At 39.1% G+C, this 21,444-nt stretch carries 19 protein-coding genes; 6 read left to right on the forward strand and 13 right to left on the reverse strand.

The window, feature by feature from the left end:
- Positions 1–47 precede the first annotated feature (47 nt).
- Complete coding sequence (locus EO113_RS04260) at positions 48–1,022, forward strand: diaminopimelate dehydrogenase (RefSeq protein WP_127135634.1); 975 nt, start codon at positions 48–50, stop codon at positions 1,020–1,022.
- 318 nt (positions 1,023–1,340) lie between these two features.
- Positions 1,341–2,447, forward strand: coding sequence for a redox-regulated ATPase YchF (gene ychF, locus EO113_RS04265; RefSeq protein WP_127135635.1), 1,107 nt, complete (start codon positions 1,341–1,343; stop codon positions 2,445–2,447).
- A 70-nt stretch (positions 2,448–2,517) separates the two neighbouring features.
- Here the strand turns inward: ychF and EO113_RS04270 are convergent, their stop codons facing one another.
- Genes EO113_RS04270 through EO113_RS04290 form a run of 4 tightly spaced genes read right to left on the reverse strand, consistent with a single transcriptional unit; the run spans position 2,518 to position 5,033 of the window.
- Positions 2,518–2,832 (reverse strand): DUF3343 domain-containing protein, encoded by a 315-nt coding sequence (locus EO113_RS04270; protein ID WP_127010227.1) that lies wholly within the window; start codon positions 2,830–2,832, stop codon positions 2,518–2,520.
- Between the two features lie 58 nt (positions 2,833–2,890).
- A complete protein-coding gene (gene yedF, locus EO113_RS08255) occupies positions 2,891–3,763 on the reverse strand; it encodes a sulfurtransferase-like selenium metabolism protein YedF (protein ID WP_240632804.1) in 873 nt (290 codons plus the stop codon).
- Positions 3,753–4,781 (reverse strand): selenide, water dikinase SelD, encoded by a 1,029-nt coding sequence (selD, locus tag EO113_RS04285; RefSeq protein ID WP_126940570.1) that lies wholly within the window; start codon positions 4,779–4,781, stop codon positions 3,753–3,755. Before selD ends, yedF begins: the two co-directional genes overlap by 11 nt.
- A gap of 45 nt (positions 4,782–4,826) precedes the next feature.
- The gene (locus EO113_RS04290; RefSeq protein ID WP_009352829.1) at positions 4,827–5,033 is read right to left on the reverse strand and encodes a DUF951 domain-containing protein; all 207 of its coding nucleotides are present in this window, start codon (positions 5,031–5,033) and stop codon (positions 4,827–4,829) included.
- Between the two features lie 518 nt (positions 5,034–5,551).
- Here EO113_RS04290 and rbr point away from each other — a divergent pair.
- Positions 5,552–6,100 carry a rubrerythrin gene (gene rbr, locus EO113_RS04295; RefSeq protein ID WP_127135636.1) on the forward strand — a complete coding sequence of 183 codons (549 nt, stop codon included), beginning with the start codon at positions 5,552–5,554 and terminating at the stop codon, positions 6,098–6,100.
- A 479-nt stretch (positions 6,101–6,579) separates the two neighbouring features.
- Positions 6,580–7,071, forward strand: a complete 492-nt coding sequence (locus tag EO113_RS04300; protein WP_126940572.1) for a hypothetical protein — start codon at positions 6,580–6,582, stop codon at positions 7,069–7,071.
- Between the two features lie 278 nt (positions 7,072–7,349).
- On the opposite strand, the gene EO113_RS04305 is transcribed toward EO113_RS04300, so the two are convergent.
- Positions 7,350–8,738, reverse strand: a complete 1,389-nt coding sequence (locus EO113_RS04305; RefSeq protein WP_127010229.1) for a cation:dicarboxylate symporter family transporter — start codon at positions 8,736–8,738, stop codon at positions 7,350–7,352.
- Between the two features lie 331 nt (positions 8,739–9,069).
- On the opposite strand from EO113_RS04305, the gene EO113_RS04310 reads away from it, so the two are divergent.
- The gene (locus EO113_RS04310) at positions 9,070–9,966 is read left to right on the forward strand and encodes a LysR family transcriptional regulator (RefSeq protein ID WP_127010230.1); all 897 of its coding nucleotides are present in this window, start codon (positions 9,070–9,072) and stop codon (positions 9,964–9,966) included.
- A 298-nt stretch (positions 9,967–10,264) separates the two neighbouring features.
- Here EO113_RS04310 and EO113_RS04315 read toward each other — a convergent pair whose 3' ends face one another.
- From EO113_RS04315 to EO113_RS04325, 3 genes are all read right to left on the reverse strand, one after another.
- Entirely contained in the window at positions 10,265–10,981 is a 717-nt protein-coding gene (locus tag EO113_RS04315) for a gamma-glutamyl-gamma-aminobutyrate hydrolase family protein (protein WP_127010231.1), read from the reverse strand.
- 223 nt (positions 10,982–11,204) lie between these two features.
- A complete protein-coding gene (locus EO113_RS04320) occupies positions 11,205–12,374 on the reverse strand; it encodes a 2-methylaconitate cis-trans isomerase PrpF family protein (RefSeq protein ID WP_240633664.1) in 1,170 nt (389 codons plus the stop codon).
- 74 nt (positions 12,375–12,448) lie between these two features.
- Positions 12,449–14,383, reverse strand: a complete 1,935-nt coding sequence (locus tag EO113_RS04325) for an aconitate hydratase (RefSeq protein WP_127010233.1) — start codon at positions 14,381–14,383, stop codon at positions 12,449–12,451.
- Between the two features lie 143 nt (positions 14,384–14,526).
- On the opposite strand from EO113_RS04325, the gene EO113_RS04330 reads away from it, so the two are divergent.
- Positions 14,527–15,408, forward strand: coding sequence for a LysR family transcriptional regulator (locus tag EO113_RS04330; RefSeq protein WP_127010234.1), 882 nt, complete (start codon positions 14,527–14,529; stop codon positions 15,406–15,408).
- 84 nt (positions 15,409–15,492) lie between these two features.
- Here the strand turns inward: EO113_RS04330 and citF are convergent, their stop codons facing one another.
- The 5 genes from citF to EO113_RS04355 form a co-directional block, all read right to left on the reverse strand.
- Positions 15,493–17,043: a citrate lyase subunit alpha gene (gene citF / locus EO113_RS04335; RefSeq protein WP_127135637.1), complete on the reverse strand. Its 1,551-nt coding sequence runs from the start codon at positions 17,041–17,043 to the stop codon at positions 15,493–15,495.
- Positions 17,033–17,965, reverse strand: coding sequence for a CoA ester lyase (locus tag EO113_RS04340; protein WP_009352816.1), 933 nt, complete (start codon positions 17,963–17,965; stop codon positions 17,033–17,035). The genes citF and EO113_RS04340 overlap by 11 nt, the downstream gene beginning before the upstream one ends.
- Positions 17,965–18,234: a citrate lyase ACP gene (locus tag EO113_RS04345; protein ID WP_009352869.1), complete on the reverse strand. Its 270-nt coding sequence runs from the start codon at positions 18,232–18,234 to the stop codon at positions 17,965–17,967. The genes EO113_RS04340 and EO113_RS04345 overlap by 1 nt, the downstream gene beginning before the upstream one ends.
- Before the next feature lie 95 nt (positions 18,235–18,329).
- Complete coding sequence (locus tag EO113_RS04350) at positions 18,330–19,751, reverse strand: anion permease (protein ID WP_127135638.1); 1,422 nt, start codon at positions 19,749–19,751, stop codon at positions 18,330–18,332.
- A 714-nt stretch (positions 19,752–20,465) separates the two neighbouring features.
- Entirely contained in the window at positions 20,466–21,368 is a 903-nt protein-coding gene (locus EO113_RS04355) for a LysR family transcriptional regulator (RefSeq protein WP_062401016.1), read from the reverse strand.
- Between the last annotated feature and the right edge of the window lie 76 nt (positions 21,369–21,444).

Here is a 21,444-nt window from a genome sequence, read left to right on the forward strand (position 1 = left end):
TAGTATTATTATTAATGAAAGTATCAACTTTCACGAAAGGAAGTAACATGAGTAACATTCGTATTGGTATCATTGGATACGGTAACCTTGGTCGCGGTGTAGAAGCGGCTGTAGCATTACAACCAGATATGGAATTAGTAGGCGTATTCTCCCGTCGTTCTGGTTTACAAACTGTTAGCGGTGTGCCTAGCTACACAATGGAAGACGTAGAGTCTTTCAAAGGTAAGATTGATGTGATGGTATTATGCGGTGGCAGCGCTACAGATTTAATCGATCAAACTCCAGCTATCGCAGCACATTTCAATGTCATCGATAGTTTTGATACACATGCTCGTATTCCTGAGCACTTTGAAAACGTAGGCAAAGTAGCTCAAGAAGCCGGCACTGCTGCTCTAATTTCTTGCGGTTGGGACCCTGGCATGTTCTCTTTACAACGTGTATACGCTGAAAGCATCTTACCTCAAGGCGATTCCTACACATTCTGGGGCCGTGGTGTATCCCAAGGTCATTCCGACGCAATCCGTCGTATCGAAGGCGTGGCAGATGCACGCCAATATACAGTACCTAAACAAGAGATCATCTCCTCTATCCGTAACGGTGAAACTCCTGAAGTAACAGCGACATCTTCTCACCTTCGCGAATGTTACGTAGTATTGAAAGAAGGCGCTGACGCAGCTCGTATTGAAAACGAAATCAAAACAATGCCTAACTACTTCGTTGGTTATGAAACAACAGTAACATTCATTTCCCAAGAAGAATTAGATGCAAACCACAAAGGTATTCCACATGGTGGTCTTGTCATCCGTAGTGGCGAAACTACAACAGGTACAAAACATATCTATGAATTCGGCTTACAATTAGATTCTAACCCTGAGTTCACAGGTGCTGTATTAGTAGCCTTCGCTCGTGGCGTACACCGCTTAGCAGCACATGGTGGCCGTGGTGCTTTCACAGTATTCGATATTGCACCAGCTTGGTTATCCCCAAAATCTGCTGAAGAATTACGTGCACATTATCTATAAGATATACGTTAGTAGCATCTTATTTCATGAGATACTCGGGACTGTAATAACATAGTCAAAACAAAGTAGAGGAACGTCGATCAAGGAGTATCAACGTTCCTCTATTTTTATATTTTGCATAAATCTATTGGCAGGTAGTATGCAATTATGGTATACTATGACTGTAAAAAAGAGAGCCCACAACGTATACTAGGCGTTAGGCTCATCTCGAAACGTATCAAAAATCGAAATGCCTAACGTGTTAAGGTACGCGAAACCTTATATCGTTAGGCATTTATATTATTTTAATAATTATCGCAAGCACTAAAGGAGTTACCAATGAGCACAAATTTAGAAGTAGGCATTGTAGGCCTTCCGAATGTCGGAAAAAGTACATTGTTTAATGCTATTACAAAGGCTGGCGCAGAAGCGGCAAACTATCCTTTCTGCACCATCGAACCAAATGTAGGCGTTGTTGACGTACCAGACGCTCGTTTAGCTGTATTGGCTGAAATGTTCGGTTCTAAACGCATCTTACCTGCTGCTATGCGCTTTGTAGACATTGCAGGCTTAGTAGCTGGTGCTTCCAAAGGGGAAGGTTTGGGCAACAAGTTCTTGAGTCATATCCGCCAAGTCGATGCTATCGCCCAAGTCATTCGTTGTTTCGATGACCCTAACATCACACATGTGGCAGGTTCTGTAGATCCTGTTCGCGATATTGAAATCATCAACACTGAACTTTGCTTAGCTGACCTTGAAAGCGTAGATAAACGCTTACAACGCATTGCTAAGTTAGCAAAATCTGGCGACAAAGATGCTCGTATGGAAGCACCTATTTTAGAAAAAGTATCTGCTGCATTAGGCGATGCCATCCCTGTTCGTGCCCAAGGCTTAACAGAAGATGAGCTAGAGATTTTAAAAGATTTAACCTTATTGACAGCAAAAAAATCTTTATACGTAGCCAATGTGGGAGAAGATGAAGTATCCGACTACTCTGGCAACGAATTTGTCAAACAAGTAGAAGAGTATGCAGCGAAAGAAGGCTCTGGTGTAGTTGTAGTATCTGCTCGTATCGAATCTGAAATCGCTGAATTATCCGACGAAGAAGCAACTGCTTTCTTAGCTGACCTTGGCTTAGAAGAAAGTGGCTTAACGAAATTAATCAAAGCTAGTTACTCCTTATTAGGTTTAATTAACTACTTCACAGCTGGTGAAATGGAAGCTCGTGCGTGGACTATCGTGGAAGGCACAAAAGCTCCACAAGCAGCTGGTAAAATCCACTCCGATATCGAAAAAGGCTTCATTCGTGCGGAAATCGTATCCTTTGACGATTTAGAAGCTTGCGGTAGCCAAAATGCTGCCAAAGAAAAAGGTCTTGTGCGCCTAGAAGGCAAAGACTATATCATGAAAGACGGCGATGTAACACATTTCCGCTTCAACGTATAATAACCTACTAACAATACAGGCATATACAGTGTACTTTTACTTAAAATATCACTGTATATGCCTCTTTTAGTTAGCAAGGTCTGCGTACATATTCAGTTGGTTCTTTTCCCTTTTCATAATAATACATATGAGAAGGGGTTATTTTTTCTACTTCAAAGATACGTAACACTTCTTCTATGTATTCTTCTTGCACACCAATAGAGAGCCCACAAGCACTAGATAGCTCTGGTGGAACTGGCATTAACTGATGAGGCACTTTATATTGCCCTAACATTTTATCTGCTTTATCTGCAAAATAGTAAGAACTAAATAGAACGAGTACTTTTTGTGGTACCTTATCTGTAGCTGTATCAAGTTTCTTACTATCTACTGCAAAAACGTTCATGTGCGTCTACCTCATTCCATCTTTCCAGTTCTATCTACCAATGTTACCACGCATCTAATTACAACGTAACAAATGGTTCTTGCATCATACTTTCAGTAATAGCATACAGATTCGTAATAGTGCCTACTTGCACTTTGTCTTTCACCTCGTAAAAGTCTAAACAAATGCCACAGCCACTAACAGTCACCCCTGCTGCTTCTAAGGCTTTGAAGTTTTCAATATGTTCAGACCCTTCTACGAGCATTTTTACAGCGCTATTAATGCAATAGATGGCTTTGGGTTTCACATCTGTTTCTGTCAATACATAGATGAATGTTTTCATCAAATTACGACCTAACTCTTCACTACCTTCACCTAAATAGTCTTTTGTCAGCAATAAGACTTTACCACCCATAGAAGGGGTTGGCACAGACGGTACCGCGGTTCCCATCAATTCAGGGGGAACTGTATCTTGACTAATCGGCGCACCCATTGCTGCTTTTTCTGCTTTTGTTTTTTCATAAGCTGCAATACTGCGTTCCAAGCTACCTGTACCATTTGTCATATAAAATGGGGCCTCTCCACCGGCAATCGTTGTATTCGTTACAACCTTTCCTAGGGGTGCAGCAAATTCATTTTCAAAAATATCTTCCAAATCTAGGTCCTCTAAATCATTCGAAGTTTGAATATTTACAGCACTAACCGCAGTCACTTCCGCTTTCACAGCTGTAGGGGGAATCAATACAACGATGTAATTTCCCTCTTGTTCTAATACATGGTTTTCATAGCCTCGGTATTCTCCTAATTTCACCACATTGTCACGGCTCACATCATTGTCGACAATGACTTTTACATACAGATTCGCATCAGAATCCATCGCTTTTTTTGCTTCAATCACAGGCGCTGGGCATACTTGGCCTCGCATATCTATCGTTACTTCTTTATTTGACATAGACTTGTTTCCTTCCTTCCTGAATGACACGGCCGATCTGCGCGGCCTGTAAACCCTTTGCCTGTAACTCTGAAAGTAACTGCTTTCCTTCACTTTCAGAACAAGCAAATAATAAACCACCTGATGTTTGCGGATCAAAACAAATATCGCTCCATACTGGATCTAAATGGTCAGCAAACTCAGCTTGATCGCCTAATGCTTTACGATTCCCATAGGTAGACGCTGGAACTAAGCCCATACTAGCAGCCTCTAATACATCCGTAAAGAGAGGAATTTGCTCCGCATAGAGTTCCACAGATGTTCCACTAGCTTTTGCCATTTCAGATACATGACCAATCAAGCTGAATCCCGTAATATCCGTACAACCGTGAATGATAAACTGCGCCGCCACATCTCGAGCTCCTTTATTAATCGTTCCCATACTGTGCACAGCTTCCTGCACACCTTCAGAGAATACGCCACCTTTTGCAGCCGTGTTCATAATGCCCGTTCCAATCGGTTTAGATAGAATTAAGACATCACCCACTTGAGCATCTCCATTCGTCCAAATATGACGTGGATTAATGAGACCAGTCACAGCCATTCCAAAAATAGGCACTTCATTTTCGATACTGTGACCACCAAGAAGAGCTACTCCCGTCTCCAGTAAAACCTCATTGGCCCCTTCTAAGACCTCACGAAGGACACCTTCTTTCACTAAAGACACAGGAAATCCTACAATATTCAATGCTGATATAGGCGTGCCCCCCATGGCATATATATCACTTAAACTATTGCAAGCCGCTACTCTACCAAAGAGTCTCGGATCTGCCACTGGAGGTGTAAAAAAATCCACCGTCTGTACAATAGCTTGACTTTCATTAATTTGATACACTCCAGCATCTTCCATACCAGATGCATCGGTCAATACAGCTGGATGTGTAGGCATCTTCATATGTTGCAACACATCCTCTAAAATGTGCGGCCCAATCTTGCAAGCACAACCGCCCTTAGCTGCATATTTCGTTAAATCAACCATAGGTATCCCTTTCCTAGAAAATTATTATGATTTACAAATCATATTTTATTCTTCTGTTGCTTCTTTTCTGGATACTATCTTTTTTACATTCTTTTCAAACTTAGGTCGTGGTATCATCACTTGATGCCCACAGCCTTCACAGACTGTTACGAAATCAACGCCAGTTCGTTTAATCTCCCAATTCTGACTACCACAAGGATGGGGTTTCTTCATTTGTACCACATCACCTACTTGGTATTTTATAAATCCCATAGGCACCTCCTATTTCCATGATTATGTTTATAGTATATCATCTAACTTTATATTTCTCTATAGGGCCGTATGGGTATTACTAAAAGTTTGCACTAAGTCTGTCAACCCTCTCATCAGTACTGATGACTGCTATCACTTGTTAGCAACTGACAACTCCCCTTTTCTGTTTCATAACTAAGAAACCCTATAAATAGAGGGATTTCTATGTATTATCATTACAGCTTTATCTCTTGAGTTCGATTCTCAATTTCTTTTCTGTGTAATCCCCTTGTTTTTATAGGGAATTAAATAGCTATAAATGCGATACTATAGCCGATTGAGAGGCTTTATCATTTACAAAAAATTTTAAATTTTTCTAAAAAAAGACTTGCATTTCTCATTTTCATAGTCTATAATGTAATCAACAATGATTATTCGTTAAGTAACGAAATCAATAGGGACTTGTTCAAGTGAACAAGCCCACTATACAAATAAGTATTTATTTTATTACAACAATGTAAAGTACATGGAGGAACAAAATGCCAGAATTAAAAGGTACTCAAACAGAAAAAAATCTTCAAGCAGCATTCGCTGGTGAATCTCAAGCTAACCGTAAATATACATACTATGCAAGTGCAGCTCGTAAAGCTGGTATGAACAAAATCGCTGATTACTTCGAAGAAACAGCAATCAACGAATCCGCTCATGCTAAAGTATGGTTCAAATTGTTACACGGTGGCGATGTAAACGCTGACGTAGCAATCAACTTAAAAGATGCTGCTGCTGGCGAACACTACGAACACACTGTAATGTACCCAGAATTTGCTAAAGTTGCAAAAGAAGAAGGTTTCGCTAAAATCGCTTACTTATTCGAACAAGTTGGTGTTATCGAAGCTCGTCACGAAGAACGTTACCTTGACCTTGTAACTGCTGTTGAAGGCGGTAAAGTGTTCAAACGTGAACAACCAATTGCTTGGATCTGTGCTAACTGTGGTTATATCCACATCGGTGAAGAAGCTCCAAAACTTTGCCCAGTATGTGCTCATCCACAAGCATTCTTCTCTCAACACGGAGAAACTCTTATCTAATCAGTAAGCCGAGTGGTTTCTTAGATAAGTACTATAAGATTGTATCAAGTGATACAAAACAACCTACATAGAGAACTAAGTAGTTCTAAGGGTAAGTACCCCATACAAATGATATACTAAGTAGTAATGATATATACCCAAGTGGGTCAAATTACATATACCTTATCCCAAGTGGGTTAGAACTAGTATAGGTATACTAAAGCGACTGTGAAAACAGTCGCTTTTTTGTACCCTAACTCATAAGTATATAGGTTCATAGGTATCCTCCATATAGTAGCTATACATATCTTTCACCATGTATCATCGTATCTTCATTTTACTAGGATATACTTTAACTACAAGGTCCACTTCTCAAGATGGATACTAGTATGTAACAAACCCTTACACGCAGTTGTTTTCAAAATATACCTGCGGTGATTGTAAACACTACTAGGTACTGAACTATATTTTACAAATGTAATGATGAAAAGGAGACACTTATGAAACGTGCACTACTATTGACAACTATAGCCATGACTATTGGTTCTTCCGCTTTTGCTTCATCCATCAACTACCCTAATTTTCAAAGCGACCATACACCTATGTCTTTTAAAATGGCATCTACTGAGGATATGAAAGCATACACGAAAGATTTGGAAAATTACTTAGCAGATACAGATGCAGTGATTCAAATGTTGATTACTAAAAAACGTGCTGCTATCGATGCTTACAATGCAGGTGTACGTGAATATAACAAGGATGATTTTTTTCATAAAGATCGTGTAGAACCATACTCCTATGATGAAAGTTACTCCCAAACTAAACGTGTAGGTGGGCATACATACCATACCTTTGGTGATACTGTGATTATCACATCACCTAACTCCATTCCTGTAGTTGAAGAAACAAAATCGCAGAAAAAAGAGGAAGATGATGCCTTCGCACGCATGATGCGTCGTATGGAACGCCACCTAGGCATTGATCGATGGTAAGGTTTCCTATATATACCCTTAAATACCCTTAAATAGCCTTACACTACCCTTATCTATATTCTTTTATATTCCCTTCCCTATATCACAAATAAGGACCTCTATCGCGCGATAGAGGTCCTTATTTTACATCTGTCATGGCACACTCAAGGAATAGCCTATTTTCTTCAACTCTATGATAGAAAAAAGCTGCAACCTACGCGATATCAATAGGTTGCAGCTGTATATCTTTTAGTACTTTCATCATAGATACATGATGCATCTAATACATTACTTATACCTTATCGAATTGTTTTTGTGTCGTTAAAGGCTTCTTGGTCAAAAGTTCCTTGCAAACGATCTACTACAATAGCATTTGTCATAGAACCACTTACATTTAACATTGTACGTCCCATATCTACAATAGGGTCTACTGCTAAAATTGGAGAAATGGAGCCGAAGAATGCTCCCATACCAGTACCAGATAAGGATACGGATGCTGCCATAGTTGCTGTACCCGGAACCCCTGCAATCCCTAAGGAGCCTAATGCAATCACGATAACGCTCATCACATACATTGTAAAGTCTAATGGCACTCCAGATACGCGAGCGATATAAACGATACATAAGGCTGGGAAGATGCCTGCACAGCCTTGCATGCCTGCTGTCGTACCAAAACTTGCTACTGTATTCGCAGTAGCAGGGTTAACGCCTAACTTTTTAGTCAATGTTTCTACCGTCAATGGTAATACACCCATACTAGAACGAGATGTGAAAGCCAAGATTAAGGCTTCTTTTGCTTTACGGAAGTACATGATTGGACTAACACCAAACATAGTTAATAATACAGCTTGTACTACTAACATGATTGCAACGCCTACATAGATTAAGATAATAAACAAGCCCATGTCAGCAATAGCACCAAACCCTTTTTGCGCCAATGTTGTAGCCAACAACGCCACAACACCATATGGCATTAAGCCGATCACAAAATCTGCTACCCAGAAGATAACTGTGTGCACTTCATCAAATAATTTTGTGACTACTTCTAAATCACTGGCACCATGTTGTTTCACAAGTCTAGCAACACCACCAATAATAACGCCAAATACAACAACAGCAATAACATTAGTTTGCGCCATTGCATTAATAGGATTTGCTGGTATCAAGGCACGCAATGTATCTACAACAGGTTTTACCTCTCGCATTTTAGAATCACCAGCCACTGCTAAGGTACCTTCTCCTAATCCTGTTACAGTACCTAGTACTAAACCTATAATAGCAGCAATACCTACCATGATTAAAGCTACTACACCTGTGGAGGATACAAGGCGTTTTAAGTTCGCATTCGTATCCATATGTAAGATAACATGAACAATGGAAATAAATACCACAGGAATGACAAGCATACGGATTAAATCAATAAATCCTCCCCCAATAAGAGAGAACCACTTCGTGCTTTCCTTAATAAACACCACGTCCATTGGGTTTTTAGGGAATCCTGCAATCAATTGCACCGCAACCCCTAACACAGCACCTACTACAGTGGCAATCATTACCAATGTGCCGAATTGAATATTTCTTTTTTGAAGAAAATACACGTATCCCAACGCAATAAGGAATAACACAAGTATTCCTACTGTCATGAGATCGCTAATCATGAGAAATTGTGTAAAAAATGGCATATCCATACAAATTCCCCTTCCTTTCCAGACCTAACTATAGTCCAATTACTTCTTGATTCCCTGCACTGTACAGGCAACAATATGACCCAATTATATCATTCTCAATATAGCACGTCAATATTCCTACTTTTTATATAGGTTTATATCCATGAGTTATAATCATAAACTAAACCATAATTAACAGCATTAGTTAACAAATATAGGAGACGAATTATAAAATTTATAGTACAATAGAATAGTAAAGGTTAACAATAAGAGATCTATTGTACGATGATGTGCGCCCATGAATAGAAACGAACTAACATGACATCTGACTACGTATGTTTAGGAGGATACCATGGATACATCTTACTATTATAATTTTATCATCTTAGTACAAACGGGGAATATGACGCAAGCAGCAGAGATACTGCACATTACGCAACCAGCTTTAAGTAAGCAACTCAAGTACTTAGAAGCAGAATTTGGTACCCCCCTATTAGTTATCAAGCGTGGCCAACGTGGAGCTAGCTTTCACCTCACCGAAGCCGGTCGCATTTTCTATGAAAAAGCACAACAATTGTGTTCCATTGAGGAGTCTACCTACGCTGATGTAAAGCGTCTTAGTTCTGAGGTAGAAGGCACTCTTCGTATCGCCTCCTCTGCCTCAAGGTCTACCGCCTTAATTCAGCAATATTTACATTTCTTTTCCCGCCAATACCCTGTGGTGCGTTATGAAATCTATGAAGGATTAATGACAGATGTTACAGAATCCTTATTAAATGGTAGCGCTGAAATTGGTCTATGCAACGAGCAAATGGTAGATACCAACAAATTTGATGTTCTCTATACGCAAACGGAGGACTTATATGCTCTGTTCCGAAAAGATTTATTTTGGACAGACCGTGACCTAGAAAGTATTTCTTGGAATGATATTGCCAAATGTCCTCTTAGCTTGTCTGGTGGTTCTGTACGTATGTTGATGCAAGCTCATCACAATGACTTCTCTTCTCTCAATGTTATTTCTGTAACTACCACAAAGAGTTCTGCCATTGAATGGGCTCAATCTGGACGTACCATAGCCATTATTCCTATGGATGGACAGGAAACCGTATCTCATCCAGATATGACTCGCATTAAGTTAACAGAACTGACCAACACATTCTATAAAGCGTTTATTACCATCAAAGGACAACCTTTGTCCATGGTGGCACAACAGTTTTTAGAATTCTACAAAGCGCATTCAGAAGAATAGTAGCTACGAGGCTATGCATTTTATATCCATGTGAACAAAAACACTACAACACTTTACAGTAAATAGAGGAACATTGATCATTGCGTATCAATGTTCCTCTATTTATTTTATATTCATATATTCCGTACTATTGATGCCTTTATCTAAGTATTTTATAGTACAGGGTATCTACAACAATCCGACTAATACACAATACAAAAAAGGGTCCCTAAGGACCCTTTCAATATGTAAATTACATGGTATATCAATTTCCTTACACAAGCTACGCCATTTGAGAGCAAAATTAACTCTTTACATATTACTTAGCAGCGGCTACAAAATCTTCAAAAATTACTTTATTTAACTCTGTATGACGCATCATTTCTGGATGGAATTGATACGTACGTAGATATGGATAGTCAGTGCCTTCCATTGCTTCTACTACAGTATCTTTCGCACGTCCTACCACACGCAAGCCTTCCCCAACTTCTTTCACGACTTGGTGATGATGGGAATTCACCATCACTTCTTCTGCACCTACCATAGCAAATAATTGGGAGTCCTTTTCAATCACCATGGAATGAGTTGGTAATCCTGCTGTTTGGCTTTGGGCATGCTTAATCGTAGCAAAGGCAGGTAAATCTTGATACAAAGAACCTTTGTGAGCTACGTTGATGATTTGATGACCACGGCAAATACCCATAATAGGAATGTTCCGTTCTTTCGCAAAGGCTAATAGACGCATATCAAAAATATCGCGTTCTGGCCAAATTTCACCTAACCCACGTTCTGGCTCTTCGCCATAGAATTGTGGGGCAATATCATGACCGCCAGATAAAAGTAACCCATCAATGCGCTCCACCAAAGCTTTCAATACAGCTTCATCTTCTTGGAATGGAATAATCACAGGAATACCACCTGCTTCTAATACGGATTGCACATAATCATCATTTACATAGGATCGTTTATACCCTGGGAATGGACCTCCTTGGTCAATCATATGAGAACCTGAAATGCCGATTAATGGTTGTTTCATGTATATTACCTCTCCTTACTTATATACTATAATATATAGCTATATAATAAAGGAATTTATCCTTCATTACAAGGTGTACATATATCTATTCACAAAAATAGATGTATTTTATGATTCCTAACATACTATAAAAATAGATTTAAAGAAAAGAACATACAATATAATAGGTTTTCCTCTGTATATCATGGTATATCTGTTACAGTAAATTTTCTACTGCATTCTACTAGTATTTACCCACCTTAACATAGGCAATGCCATCCATTATAGGTCTAGCCGTTCTAGCTACACCTGCTTTGGTAACACATAAACTCTCTGTATCTATATCAATAGTAAATGTAAAAGTCCCACTTGGATGACCCAAAGTAACGGTTTTCGTACGCTTAGCCTCTTCACTGACCACATCATTGACAACCGTTCCTGGAATGAGGGCTGCTGTGGCTGTGGCAATGCCTCCTGTCACTGCATAAGCCTTATGAATCACTTGTAATGCTTTTGTGCGCGCCACTATATCGATCGATGCGCCCTCAATGACACGGCCCTGTATATCTGTATACGTACAAGACGTTCCCACCATACATACCTTTGGAATGGCTGGACTAGCACTATCTTTTGATGTAACTAATCCCATTCTGACAGCGGCAGTCTTACGAATATCTTCTAATATAGCCAATAGCCCCTCTTTATCTGTTTCAATGTCACTTGGCATTTCTGTTCCTGTATACCCTAAATCTTCTGCTTTCACAAATACACCTGGTGTGGCAGAGTCCACAAAACTTACGTCTATCCTTTGATTGTTCTTCGCCGTATGCGCATTGCCTACTTCCAAAGTAATGGTATCTCGCACATTGCCTGTAGGCAGTAATTTCCCAGTTTTAGACCCACTAGGGGATTGAAAGTAAAGCATGATTTGTGCCCCTGTACCAGGAACTCCATCGATGGCAAAGTCTCCTGTTACCACTGGTAATCCATCTTGTACAGGTATATGAGCTTCTATGATTTTATGGGTATTCGTATTATGTATGCGAACTACAGTTATTGGCTCTACTGGTTCTACCAAACCACGTAACATAGCAAAAATACCAACTCCAGATGAAATATTACCACAATTACCTTCATAATCGACAACTGCCGTATCGATACCTACGTAAGCAAATGTATAATCTACATCACATCCTTCCACCGAAGCAGGTCCCACAATAGCCAGTTTACTCGTTAAAGGGTCTGCTCCTCCAATCCCATCAATTTGACGTATATCTGGACTCCCATAGAGGGATAGAATCATTGCATCCCGTTCTACTTGATCTCTAGGCAAGTCTGGAGCATATAAATAAGCTCCTTTACTAGTTCCCCCACGCATATATAATACGGGTAATTTCATATATTCTTTCATCATTCACCTCGAATATAGAGGATGACACAGTCTACACTGTGCCATCTCTTACTGTATCTATTAACTATTATTACTAATTATTGTCCACCATTACGCAAGAAGTTCAATTTACCTCCTGCTCGAACAATTTCTAATTGTCGTTCATTTAATGGTGTTCTTAATGTATAAATAGTAGATTTTGTTTTATTCTCTACGGTAAATACACCAGCTGCAAAGGAAGCATCATCACAATGATAGAATAATTCATCACCTTCTTGAATACTCTCATAATCTGCATCATTTTCAAATAATAAAGGCAAAATACCAAAGTTAACAAGATTATCCATATGAATCCGTTCAATAGATTTTGCAATCACTGCTTTTACTCCTAAATACATTGGGCAAAGCGCGGCATGTTCACGAGAAGATCCTTGTCCATAACTTTCACGAGCTACAATCACATTATAGTATCCATGCTCAACATTTTCTTTACATTCTTCTGCAAAATCTGGTTTTACAGGGCTAAATACATATTGACTATATTTAGGTACATTCGATCTAAATTTCAAATATGGTCCAGCTGGCATAATATGATCTGTAGTAATTTTATCCTCTACTTTTATAGCTACTTTAGCAGAAATTGTTTCTGGTAAGGCACTATTACTAGGAGGTTCGCCAATATTAGGACCACGTAAAATAGATTGGTTCACATCACAGCTTGGAGCAACAATCAAGGAATCATCAATTTCATACACCTCAGGGAGCTCAATTGTTGGTACTTCTATTCCTATTTCACGAGGATCTGTAATCGTTCCCGTTAAAGCAGAGGCTACCGCTGTTTCTACTGAAACTAAATGTACTAAGGCATCTTTAGTCCCACTACGACCCTCATAGTTACGGTTATTCGTACGCAATGAAATAGATTTTGTTCGTGGTGCTTGTCCACAACCTACACAGAATCCACAAGCACTTTCAAACAGACGTGCTCCGGAAGCAAGTATATCTGCTAAGGCTCCATTTTTTGTAATCATAGCTAATGCTTGCTTGGATCCAGGAGCAACCCCAAAACTCACATCTGGATGAATTTTACGTCCTTTCAACATTGCTGCTACGATCATTAAGTCTCGATAACTGGAATTGGTACAGCTTCCCACTAACACTTGATCTACGGCAACATCTTTTAATTCTGCTACTGTTTTTACATTATCTGGAGAGTGTGGACATGCAATCATAGGCACTAATGCATTTAGATCAATTTCAATGACTTCATCATACTGTGCATCTTTATCTGCCTGTAATTCCACCCATACATCTTCACGACCTTGAGCGCGTAAAAACTCTTTTGTTTTTGCATCACTTGGGAAAATGGATGTAGTGATTCCCATTTCTGCACCCATATTCGTGATTGTTGCTCTCTCTGGTACTGTTAAAGATGCCACACCTTCACCTGTATACTCGATGGCTGTTCCTACATTTCCTTTAGTGGTTAAAATACTTAATACTTTTAACACGATATCTTTTGCTGCACACCAAGGTTGTAAACGCCCATTTAATTTAATATTCGTAACTTTAGGACAAGTTAAATGGAATGGCTTTCCTGCCATAGATGCCGCCACATCCATACCCCCAACACCGACAGCAAACATCCCTAAACCTCCAGCAGTTGGAGTATGACTATCTGCACCTACTAAGGTTTGACCTGGTCTAGCAAATCGTTCTAAATGTACTTGATGGCAAATCCCATTACCTGCTTTTGAGTAATAAATACCATATTTACTTGCTACATCTTGTAAATATTTATGATCGTCTGCATTTTCAAATCCATCTTGTAATGTATTATGATCTACATAGGATACGGATAGAGTTTTTACTGTATCTAAACCTAATGATTCAAACTCTAAGTACGCCATAGTCCCTGTGGCATCCTGTGTTAACGTTTGGTCTATGGCAACAGCAATATCTTCACCTGCAACCAATCTTCCCTCTACTAAATGAGATTCTAATATTTTATAGATTAAACTTTTTCCTGCCATCTTAGTCCTCCTACTTATGACTAACTACGGTTTTACCTTACTTGAAGGCCTTTATAGTTTAAGTATATATGTTGTAAGTAAATAAATAAAATAGATTACATTTATCTTATGTGATAAAATATTTTTATTAAAGGAGGGCGACCATGGAAACTATGGAAAAAGATTGGCATTTTTTTATTGCTATTGCAGAAGAGGGAAATATGACGAAGGCAGCCAATCGTTTATATATCTCTCAGCCTGCGTTATCGTATCGTCTACAGCAACTAGAAAAGCAGTTCAATAAACCTTTATTTATACGTACATCTCGTGGCGTTACCTTAACAGAAACAGGGGAATTATATTATCACTATGCCTTAGATATGCTACATAGAAAGCGTGAATTTGAAAACACTCTATCCAATTATAGTAAAGAAATAACAGGAACATTACGGCTTGGCGTCTCAAGCATCTATGCCAATTATATGTTACCTGATATTTTATCAGGGTTTACGCAAGCCTATCCAAAGGTAAAGTTAGAAGTTTATACTGGCATTAGCTCTAAAATAGCTCAATTATTTCAGTCTAATGAGGTAGAGGTTGCTATTATTCGCGGTCCTCAATCCATTGACGGTGAATCATTGTTAATTCACACAGATCGCATCGGTTTAGTAACCAATACATCTTTACCTTCTAAACCTATGCCCAGAGAAGACATCTTGACTTTGCCATTTATACGATATGCAACAGCCCATGATTTATATACTATCATCGATAAATGGTGGAAACAGCATTACCAAGTCCCTCCCAACGATAGTATAAAAGTTGATACCATGGCTACATGTCGACAATTCATCAGAAAAAATTTAGGATGGTCTGTTCTCCCAGAAACAGGATTGGGAAGGTTCTCTGATGAATTTACCTTTGATCCATTACTATGGGAAGATGGTACACCTCTATTGCGAGAAACAAAGCTTTATTATCAAGCAAATTCCCTACAACGTAGAGCTGTTCATACCTTTATTACCTATATAAAAAGCACTATATAATAGTCTATTGCATATACATATACTAGATATACAAAAAGGATTGAACTCGTTGAGTTCAATCCTTTTGTATTTGACAGTATGTAATTATAGTAATGGTTTACGTACTACGTCGATGATAGATCCATCACGATATTCGATGATAGCTACTACATCTTTAGGATCTTGAGATACTTCAATACCTTCTGGTTTACCAACCATGTCGTACGCCATTTGTTGTAACTCTTCAATTGTGTAAATTGGCAAGTTAGAATCTTTGAAACGTTCAATTAAATCTTGACGATTTGGATTGATCGCGATACCACGTTCTGTTACCAAAACGTCGATACTTTCACCTGGAGTGATAACTGTTTCCACGCGTTCACGAATCATTGGCAAGCGACCACGAATCAATGGGCATGTAATAACAGTTACTTTTGCGCCTGCTGCTGTATCAGAGTGACCACCAGATGCACCCATCAAGATACCGTTGGAGTCAGTCATACAGTTTACGTTGAAATCTGTATCGATTTCTGTAGCGCCCAAGAATACTACATCTAAGTAGTTTGTCATGCAGTCTGTTGTAGGGTCTGCGTACATGGATGCGCTCATTTCGATATGATTTGGATTTGTATCCAAAGATGCCGCTGCTGTTGTGTCAAATGTTTGTGTATCATAAATCGCTTTGATGTGACCTTTTTCAAGCATGCTGACTAGTACGCCTGTAGCACCGCCAACACCGAATCCACCAACAACGCCTTTTTTCTCTAATTTTTCACCGATGAATTTAGCTACTGCTAATGGAGCTCCGCCAGCGCCTAATTGGAAAGAGAAACCTTCTTGGATAATGCCCGCTTCATCAAGGAATTCTGCGGCCATTTCCGCAATTTTAATTTGTACAGGATTTTTTGTGATTCCCACAGCACCAGATGCGATACCTTCTGGATCACCGATAGCCTCTACTTCTACGATGTAATCTACATCTGTTTGAGGGATGGAGATTGGGTATACATTGTCGATTAAGTTATCTGTTAATAATACAGTTTGGTCTGCATAGTGAGAGTCAACCATAGCATAACCCAACGCACCGCAAGCGGATTTACCTTTACGGCCTGTAGCATTACCACGACGATCACAAGCAGGTACGCCCATGAAAGCTACGTCAATATGAGCTTCCCCAGTACAAACGGCACGAGCACGTCCACCATGGGAACGAATTACTACTGGGCGTTTTAATACGCCTGGGTTCAAGCTTAAGAATTTGCCCAATGCATCACGAAGACCAGATGTTTCGATGGCTGTTACTGTACCATCTTTAATCATATCGATTAAGAATTCATGGCAGGGTGCTAAGGAAGAATTAAGGATTGTAATATCTTTGATTCCTTTGGCTTGTACACGGTCCATCACAAGTTTCATTACATAGTCACCATTACGTAAATGATGGTGGAAGGAAATAGACATGCCATCTTTCAGACCTACTTTTTCAATAGCTTCATCGATAGAGCCTACTAATTTATTTTCGCCTGGAGTGTGAAGTTTCACTGGTTTACCTGCACGAACTGCAGTTTCTGTCATTGCAAATTGTCCTTCATAGAGACGACGACCTTGAAGGCATTCTAATTCCATAGGAATATCGCGACCAATTTTATTTAACATCGATTTCTGCTCCTTCCTCAAGCTCTACTTTGATACCTGCTGCACGGGCTTTATCTACCACGCGTTGTGCACGTACTACGATAGGACCGTCGATCATTTTACCATCTACAGCGATAACGCCTTTATTGTTGCGAAGTGCTTCTGCATAGGAGTTCAACACTTTTACAGAATGAGCAATTTCTTTTTCATCTGGAGTGAACACTTCATGGATAATTTTGATTTGGCTTGGGTGAATACAAGATTTTCCATCATAACCAAGAGCTTTAATGAATTCTACTTCTTCACGGAAGCCTTGTGGATCTTTCACATCGGAGAATACTGTGTCAAGTACACGGATACCTGCTTCACGAGCTGCATGAAGGATTGTTTGACGAGCAAATAACAATTCATGAGCTGGTTTATGTTTGCCTGTACGAAGGTCAGCACGGTAGTCTTCCGCACCAAGAGCAATCGCTACTACACGAGGACCTTGTGCAATTTCACGCACATTGTATAGACCTTTAACGGATTCAATAGCAACGATAATATTGATAGTACCTTCTTCCCAACCGTTCGCTTTTTCTACTTCTTCAATTTTCTTAGCAACGATTTCTACTTCAGATACATCTTCTGTTTTTGGAAGACGAATCAAGTCAGGTTTTGCTGGTACAATCACATCAAGGTCAGCATAACCATATGGAGTTTGTGTAGGATGGTTGATACGAACCACTGTTTCGCCTTTGAATTTTAAAGTTTTCAAAGCTTCTGCTGTCAATAAACGAGCTGTATCTTTTTCAGTGACTGCTACAGAGTCTTCAATATCAAACATGATGGAGTCTGCACCGTGGATATCAGCACTGTTAATCATTTTAGGCGTGTTACCTGGTACGAACATCATGGAACGAGATAAACGTTTTTTTGCTAATTCAGTTAATTGGCTCATTATGCTTCGCTCCCTCTTTCTAATGCACCCAATACACGGGCTTTAATAGTATAATCCCAAGCTGCTTTATCGATAGCTGTTACTTTCACGCCATCGAAGCCTGCTTCTTTTACAGTGGCTTCAATGAAAGCACGAATATGCTTACCATAAGCACGCTCAACTTTTGATTTTAATTCTACTTCGATACCAGATGCAATTGGTTCAACCGTTACCAATACATCATTTTTTTCATCAAAGCCAGCCATAGCTGCTTTCACTAGATGTTTCATAGCAAATCCTTTCTATTACATCAAAATATAGCATAAAAGTCAGGTTCTACAGAGGTATTTCCCCTGTAGACTCTGACTATACAAATTACCTTGTCCTATAGGATGCCTAGCATACCCCACCATGGATAGCCTACTACGAATGTAAGGGTTAAGCACAATACAGCGATAATACCGCCAGTAATCCACCAATCTTTTACATCATTGTAACCTGCGCCAAATACGATTGGTGCTGCTGCTCCGCCGTAGTGTGTTAATGCACCACCATAAGAGTTAGATGCACAAAGCACTAATGCTAATGCCATAGGATTTACACCTGCTGCTGGGCCTACTGCCAAGAATACAGGTAGCATTGCTACTACATAAGCAGATCCAGATGCAAATAAGTAACGAATTGCTACGGAAATAATACCGATAATAACAAGTGCTACAAATCCATTATCTCCGAAGTGAAGATGTGTTTGCATTACATCTGCTAACCATTCGAAGAATTTTGCTTTAGATAACGCATCAGATAAACCGATGATACCACCGAACCACATCAATGTGTTCCAGCCACCTTTATTGGCAACCATATCATCCCATTTAATCGCGCCTAAGCAGAAGCTAGCAACCATAGCTACAATAGCTACTGCAGTAGCATCAATTTTAAATTTAATACCAAATGCTGCTAAGATAGAAGGCAATGCCCAGCCTACTAATGCAAAGATGAAAATACCAACTAATGTTTTTTCAGCACTAGTCATAGGTCCTAATTCTGCTAAGCCTTCTGCTGCAATTTTCTTATTGTCAACTGTAGTCAACGTTGGTTTGTTTAATAAGTATGTTACATATGGAACTACTAATAACATTACTATGCCTGGTACTGACATAGCCAATGCCCATAAGCCCCAATCTAAATGTACACCTAACATTTTTGCCATGAAGTCACCTGCTAGTGCATTTGGTGCCATCGCTGTTAGGAACATTAAGGATGTAACTTTTGTTACCATGTACGTATTAACCATTAAGTAACGACCAGCTTTGTTCGCTGTTTCACCAGGTTCAGAACCCAAGGATTTCGCTACAGAGTTCATGATTGGGAATACGATACCACCACAACGAGCAGTGTTAGATGGTGTAGCTGGGGAAATGATTCCGTCTAATAAAGCCGTTACATAGCCTAAACGAAGTACTGTACCGCCAAATGCATTGATTAGATGATACGCAATACGACGGCCTAAGCCAGTCTTTACAAATGCTACAGATAAAGCAAATGCAGAGAATACCAACCATGCTGTTGTTGTAGCATAACCAGAAAGAACTGCTTTTGTGTTACCTAAAAATAATGCAGAACCTGCGATAGCGGATAATACTACTACAGGAGCTGGAAATGGCTTCAAAATTAAGCCTACGATAGCTGCTAAATAGAAACCAAATAGTTTCCAAGCACCATCTGCTAATCCTTCTGGAGCTGGGCTATACCAGATCACGATTGGGATTAACAACATAATCAAAGCATTGATTACTTTTTTGTTCATCTTGTGTCTCCTTACTACATAAGATATAAATACATTGCCTATGTTGCTTGCACTCATACTTTCTATAAACGTGAAACTTAATATATATATAAATGAATGTATATAAGGGCGGTTCACCACTTACTAGAATACTAGAACGTGCAAATGTCTAGGTCTTTTTACGCTCTCATTATATCCAATCATTTCAGAAGGTAAAAATAAAAATCCTTTATAAGGCTTATAAAAATTTTATTATCATCAAAAAGCCTTCATGTATGCATTTAGAGAATACATTATAAACATAGGTATCATGCGGTTTTTATATTATTCCTACTAAATTGTTCCTATTTTCATGATATATATCTATAATAATTGCTACTTTCATATACATTAACAGTCTGTTAATAGTATTCTAAACTAATCAAATATTAGCATTAGAAAAATCTATACATTGTAAAAACTCAAGCATACTAATATACAAAAGTACCAACTACAATGCAAACCACATACAAAAAGAACGCAACTCAATTAGCTGCGCTCTTTATATGTAATACTTTATACGCTTTATCAACTATGAGGCCTTGTTCGACCAGACATGTAACCCCTATCTATATACGTAGTCAGGGACATATTTTTTGCTGACCAAATATATACAAATCCATTAAGTTGTATACTTATATCTATGGACAAAAATACCTGACAGTTGTAAATCCTTACCATACGCACATCAGCCTCTTAGCTTGTATATCCCGATAATGTAACGATTTGATGATTTTCGTAATACTCTGTTACATAATCAATGAAAGTTTTCACTGCAATAAGCTTTGTACTTACTTCATCGTGGAACAAATAGGTAGAACGTACCAATGGACGATTATCTTTCATCCGCAAAGGTTCTACATAAATACCATGTTCACGGCAACTACCAAGTCCTAAATATGGTAAAATAGCCCAACCTAATCCTTCTCGCACAAAGTGACGGCAAGTCACCATAGAATCCAGTTCCATGGCTGGTCTCACATCCCCCACGCTATGTTCTTTCTTCCAATTTTCTACCACTGTCGCAATGGATCCATCCGTGCGATAGTTAAGCATCGGAATATCTCGTAATTCCTTGTAATCTACAGGATGTTTATAGACTAAACAATAGGGTTCATCAAAAAGACGCACACCATTCGGCACATGATTATATTCACCACGGGCAAAGGCAATCATCACCTCTCCAGAATTAAACATTTTATTCACATGGGAGCTATACCCTGTCTTTACTTCAATACGAATCTTAGGATACTGTTTTGTGAAATTATTGAGTAAATGAGGCAACTCATAGTCCGCAAAATTAATGGATGCAGCAATTTTTAAGGTACCTTGTATTTTTCCCGTCACCTTTCCAATATTTTGTCGCAATTCCTCCCGGGATCGAATCATACGTCGGCAATAATCGTAATACAACTCGCCTTCTGCAGTTAACGCAATGCCATCATTAGCACGAATTAATAAGGGCCGCCCTAAAATATCTTCTACTTGCTTTAGTCGATAGCTTAATGCAGGTTGTGAAAGAAATAATTTTTCTGCTGCTTTCGTAATATTGCCTTCTTCCACCACTGTGACGAAGGTTTGCCATTCTTTTGCTTCCATATACAACCTCCTTACTTGTGTTAATCTATTATATATTATCTCATATATCGAAAGATTTGCATACTAAAAGGGAGAG

The sequence above is a fragment of the Veillonella sp. 3913 genome (genome assembly GCF_003992235.1).
Taxonomy (GTDB): domain Bacteria; phylum Bacillota; class Negativicutes; order Veillonellales; family Veillonellaceae; genus F0422.

Coding starts and splice junctions, on each gene's coding strand:
- EO113_RS04330 (WP_127010234.1), top strand. CDS start 14,527: ATGGAAACTATGGAAAAAGATTGGCATTTTTTTATTGCTATTGCAGAA.
- EO113_RS04310 (WP_127010230.1), top strand. CDS start 9,070: ATGGATACATCTTACTATTATAATTTTATCATCTTAGTACAAACGGGG.
- EO113_RS04300 (WP_126940572.1), top strand. CDS start 6,580: ATGAAACGTGCACTACTATTGACAACTATAGCCATGACTATTGGTTCT.
- EO113_RS04325 (WP_127010233.1), bottom strand. CDS start 14,383: ATGGCAGGAAAAAGTTTAATCTATAAAATATTAGAATCTCATTTAGTA.
- EO113_RS04270 (WP_127010227.1), bottom strand. CDS start 2,832: ATGAACGTTTTTGCAGTAGATAGTAAGAAACTTGATACAGCTACAGAT.
- ychF (WP_127135635.1), top strand. CDS start 1,341: ATGAGCACAAATTTAGAAGTAGGCATTGTAGGCCTTCCGAATGTCGGA.
- EO113_RS04315 (WP_127010231.1), bottom strand. CDS start 10,981: ATGAAACAACCATTAATCGGCATTTCAGGTTCTCATATGATTGACCAA.
- EO113_RS04320 (WP_240633664.1), bottom strand. CDS start 12,374: ATGATGAAAGAATATATGAAATTACCCGTATTATATATGCGTGGGGGA.
- EO113_RS04340 (WP_009352816.1), bottom strand. CDS start 17,965: ATGAGCCAATTAACTGAATTAGCAAAAAAACGTTTATCTCGTTCCATG.
- citF (WP_127135637.1), bottom strand. CDS start 17,043: ATGTTAAATAAAATTGGTCGCGATATTCCTATGGAATTAGAATGCCTT.
- EO113_RS04350 (WP_127135638.1), bottom strand. CDS start 19,751: ATGAACAAAAAAGTAATCAATGCTTTGATTATGTTGTTAATCCCAATC.
- EO113_RS04305 (WP_127010229.1), bottom strand. CDS start 8,738: ATGGATATGCCATTTTTTACACAATTTCTCATGATTAGCGATCTCATG.
- selD (WP_126940570.1), bottom strand. CDS start 4,781: ATGGTTGATTTAACGAAATATGCAGCTAAGGGCGGTTGTGCTTGCAAG.
- yedF (WP_240632804.1), bottom strand. CDS start 3,763: ATGTCAAATAAAGAAGTAACGATAGATATGCGAGGCCAAGTATGCCCA.
- EO113_RS04355 (WP_062401016.1), bottom strand. CDS start 21,368: ATGGAAGCAAAAGAATGGCAAACCTTCGTCACAGTGGTGGAAGAAGGC.
- EO113_RS04345 (WP_009352869.1), bottom strand. CDS start 18,234: ATGAAACATCTAGTGAAAGCAGCTATGGCTGGCTTTGATGAAAAAAAT.
- rbr (WP_127135636.1), top strand. CDS start 5,552: ATGCCAGAATTAAAAGGTACTCAAACAGAAAAAAATCTTCAAGCAGCA.
- EO113_RS04260 (WP_127135634.1), top strand. CDS start 48: ATGAGTAACATTCGTATTGGTATCATTGGATACGGTAACCTTGGTCGC.
- EO113_RS04290 (WP_009352829.1), bottom strand. CDS start 5,033: ATGGGATTTATAAAATACCAAGTAGGTGATGTGGTACAAATGAAGAAA.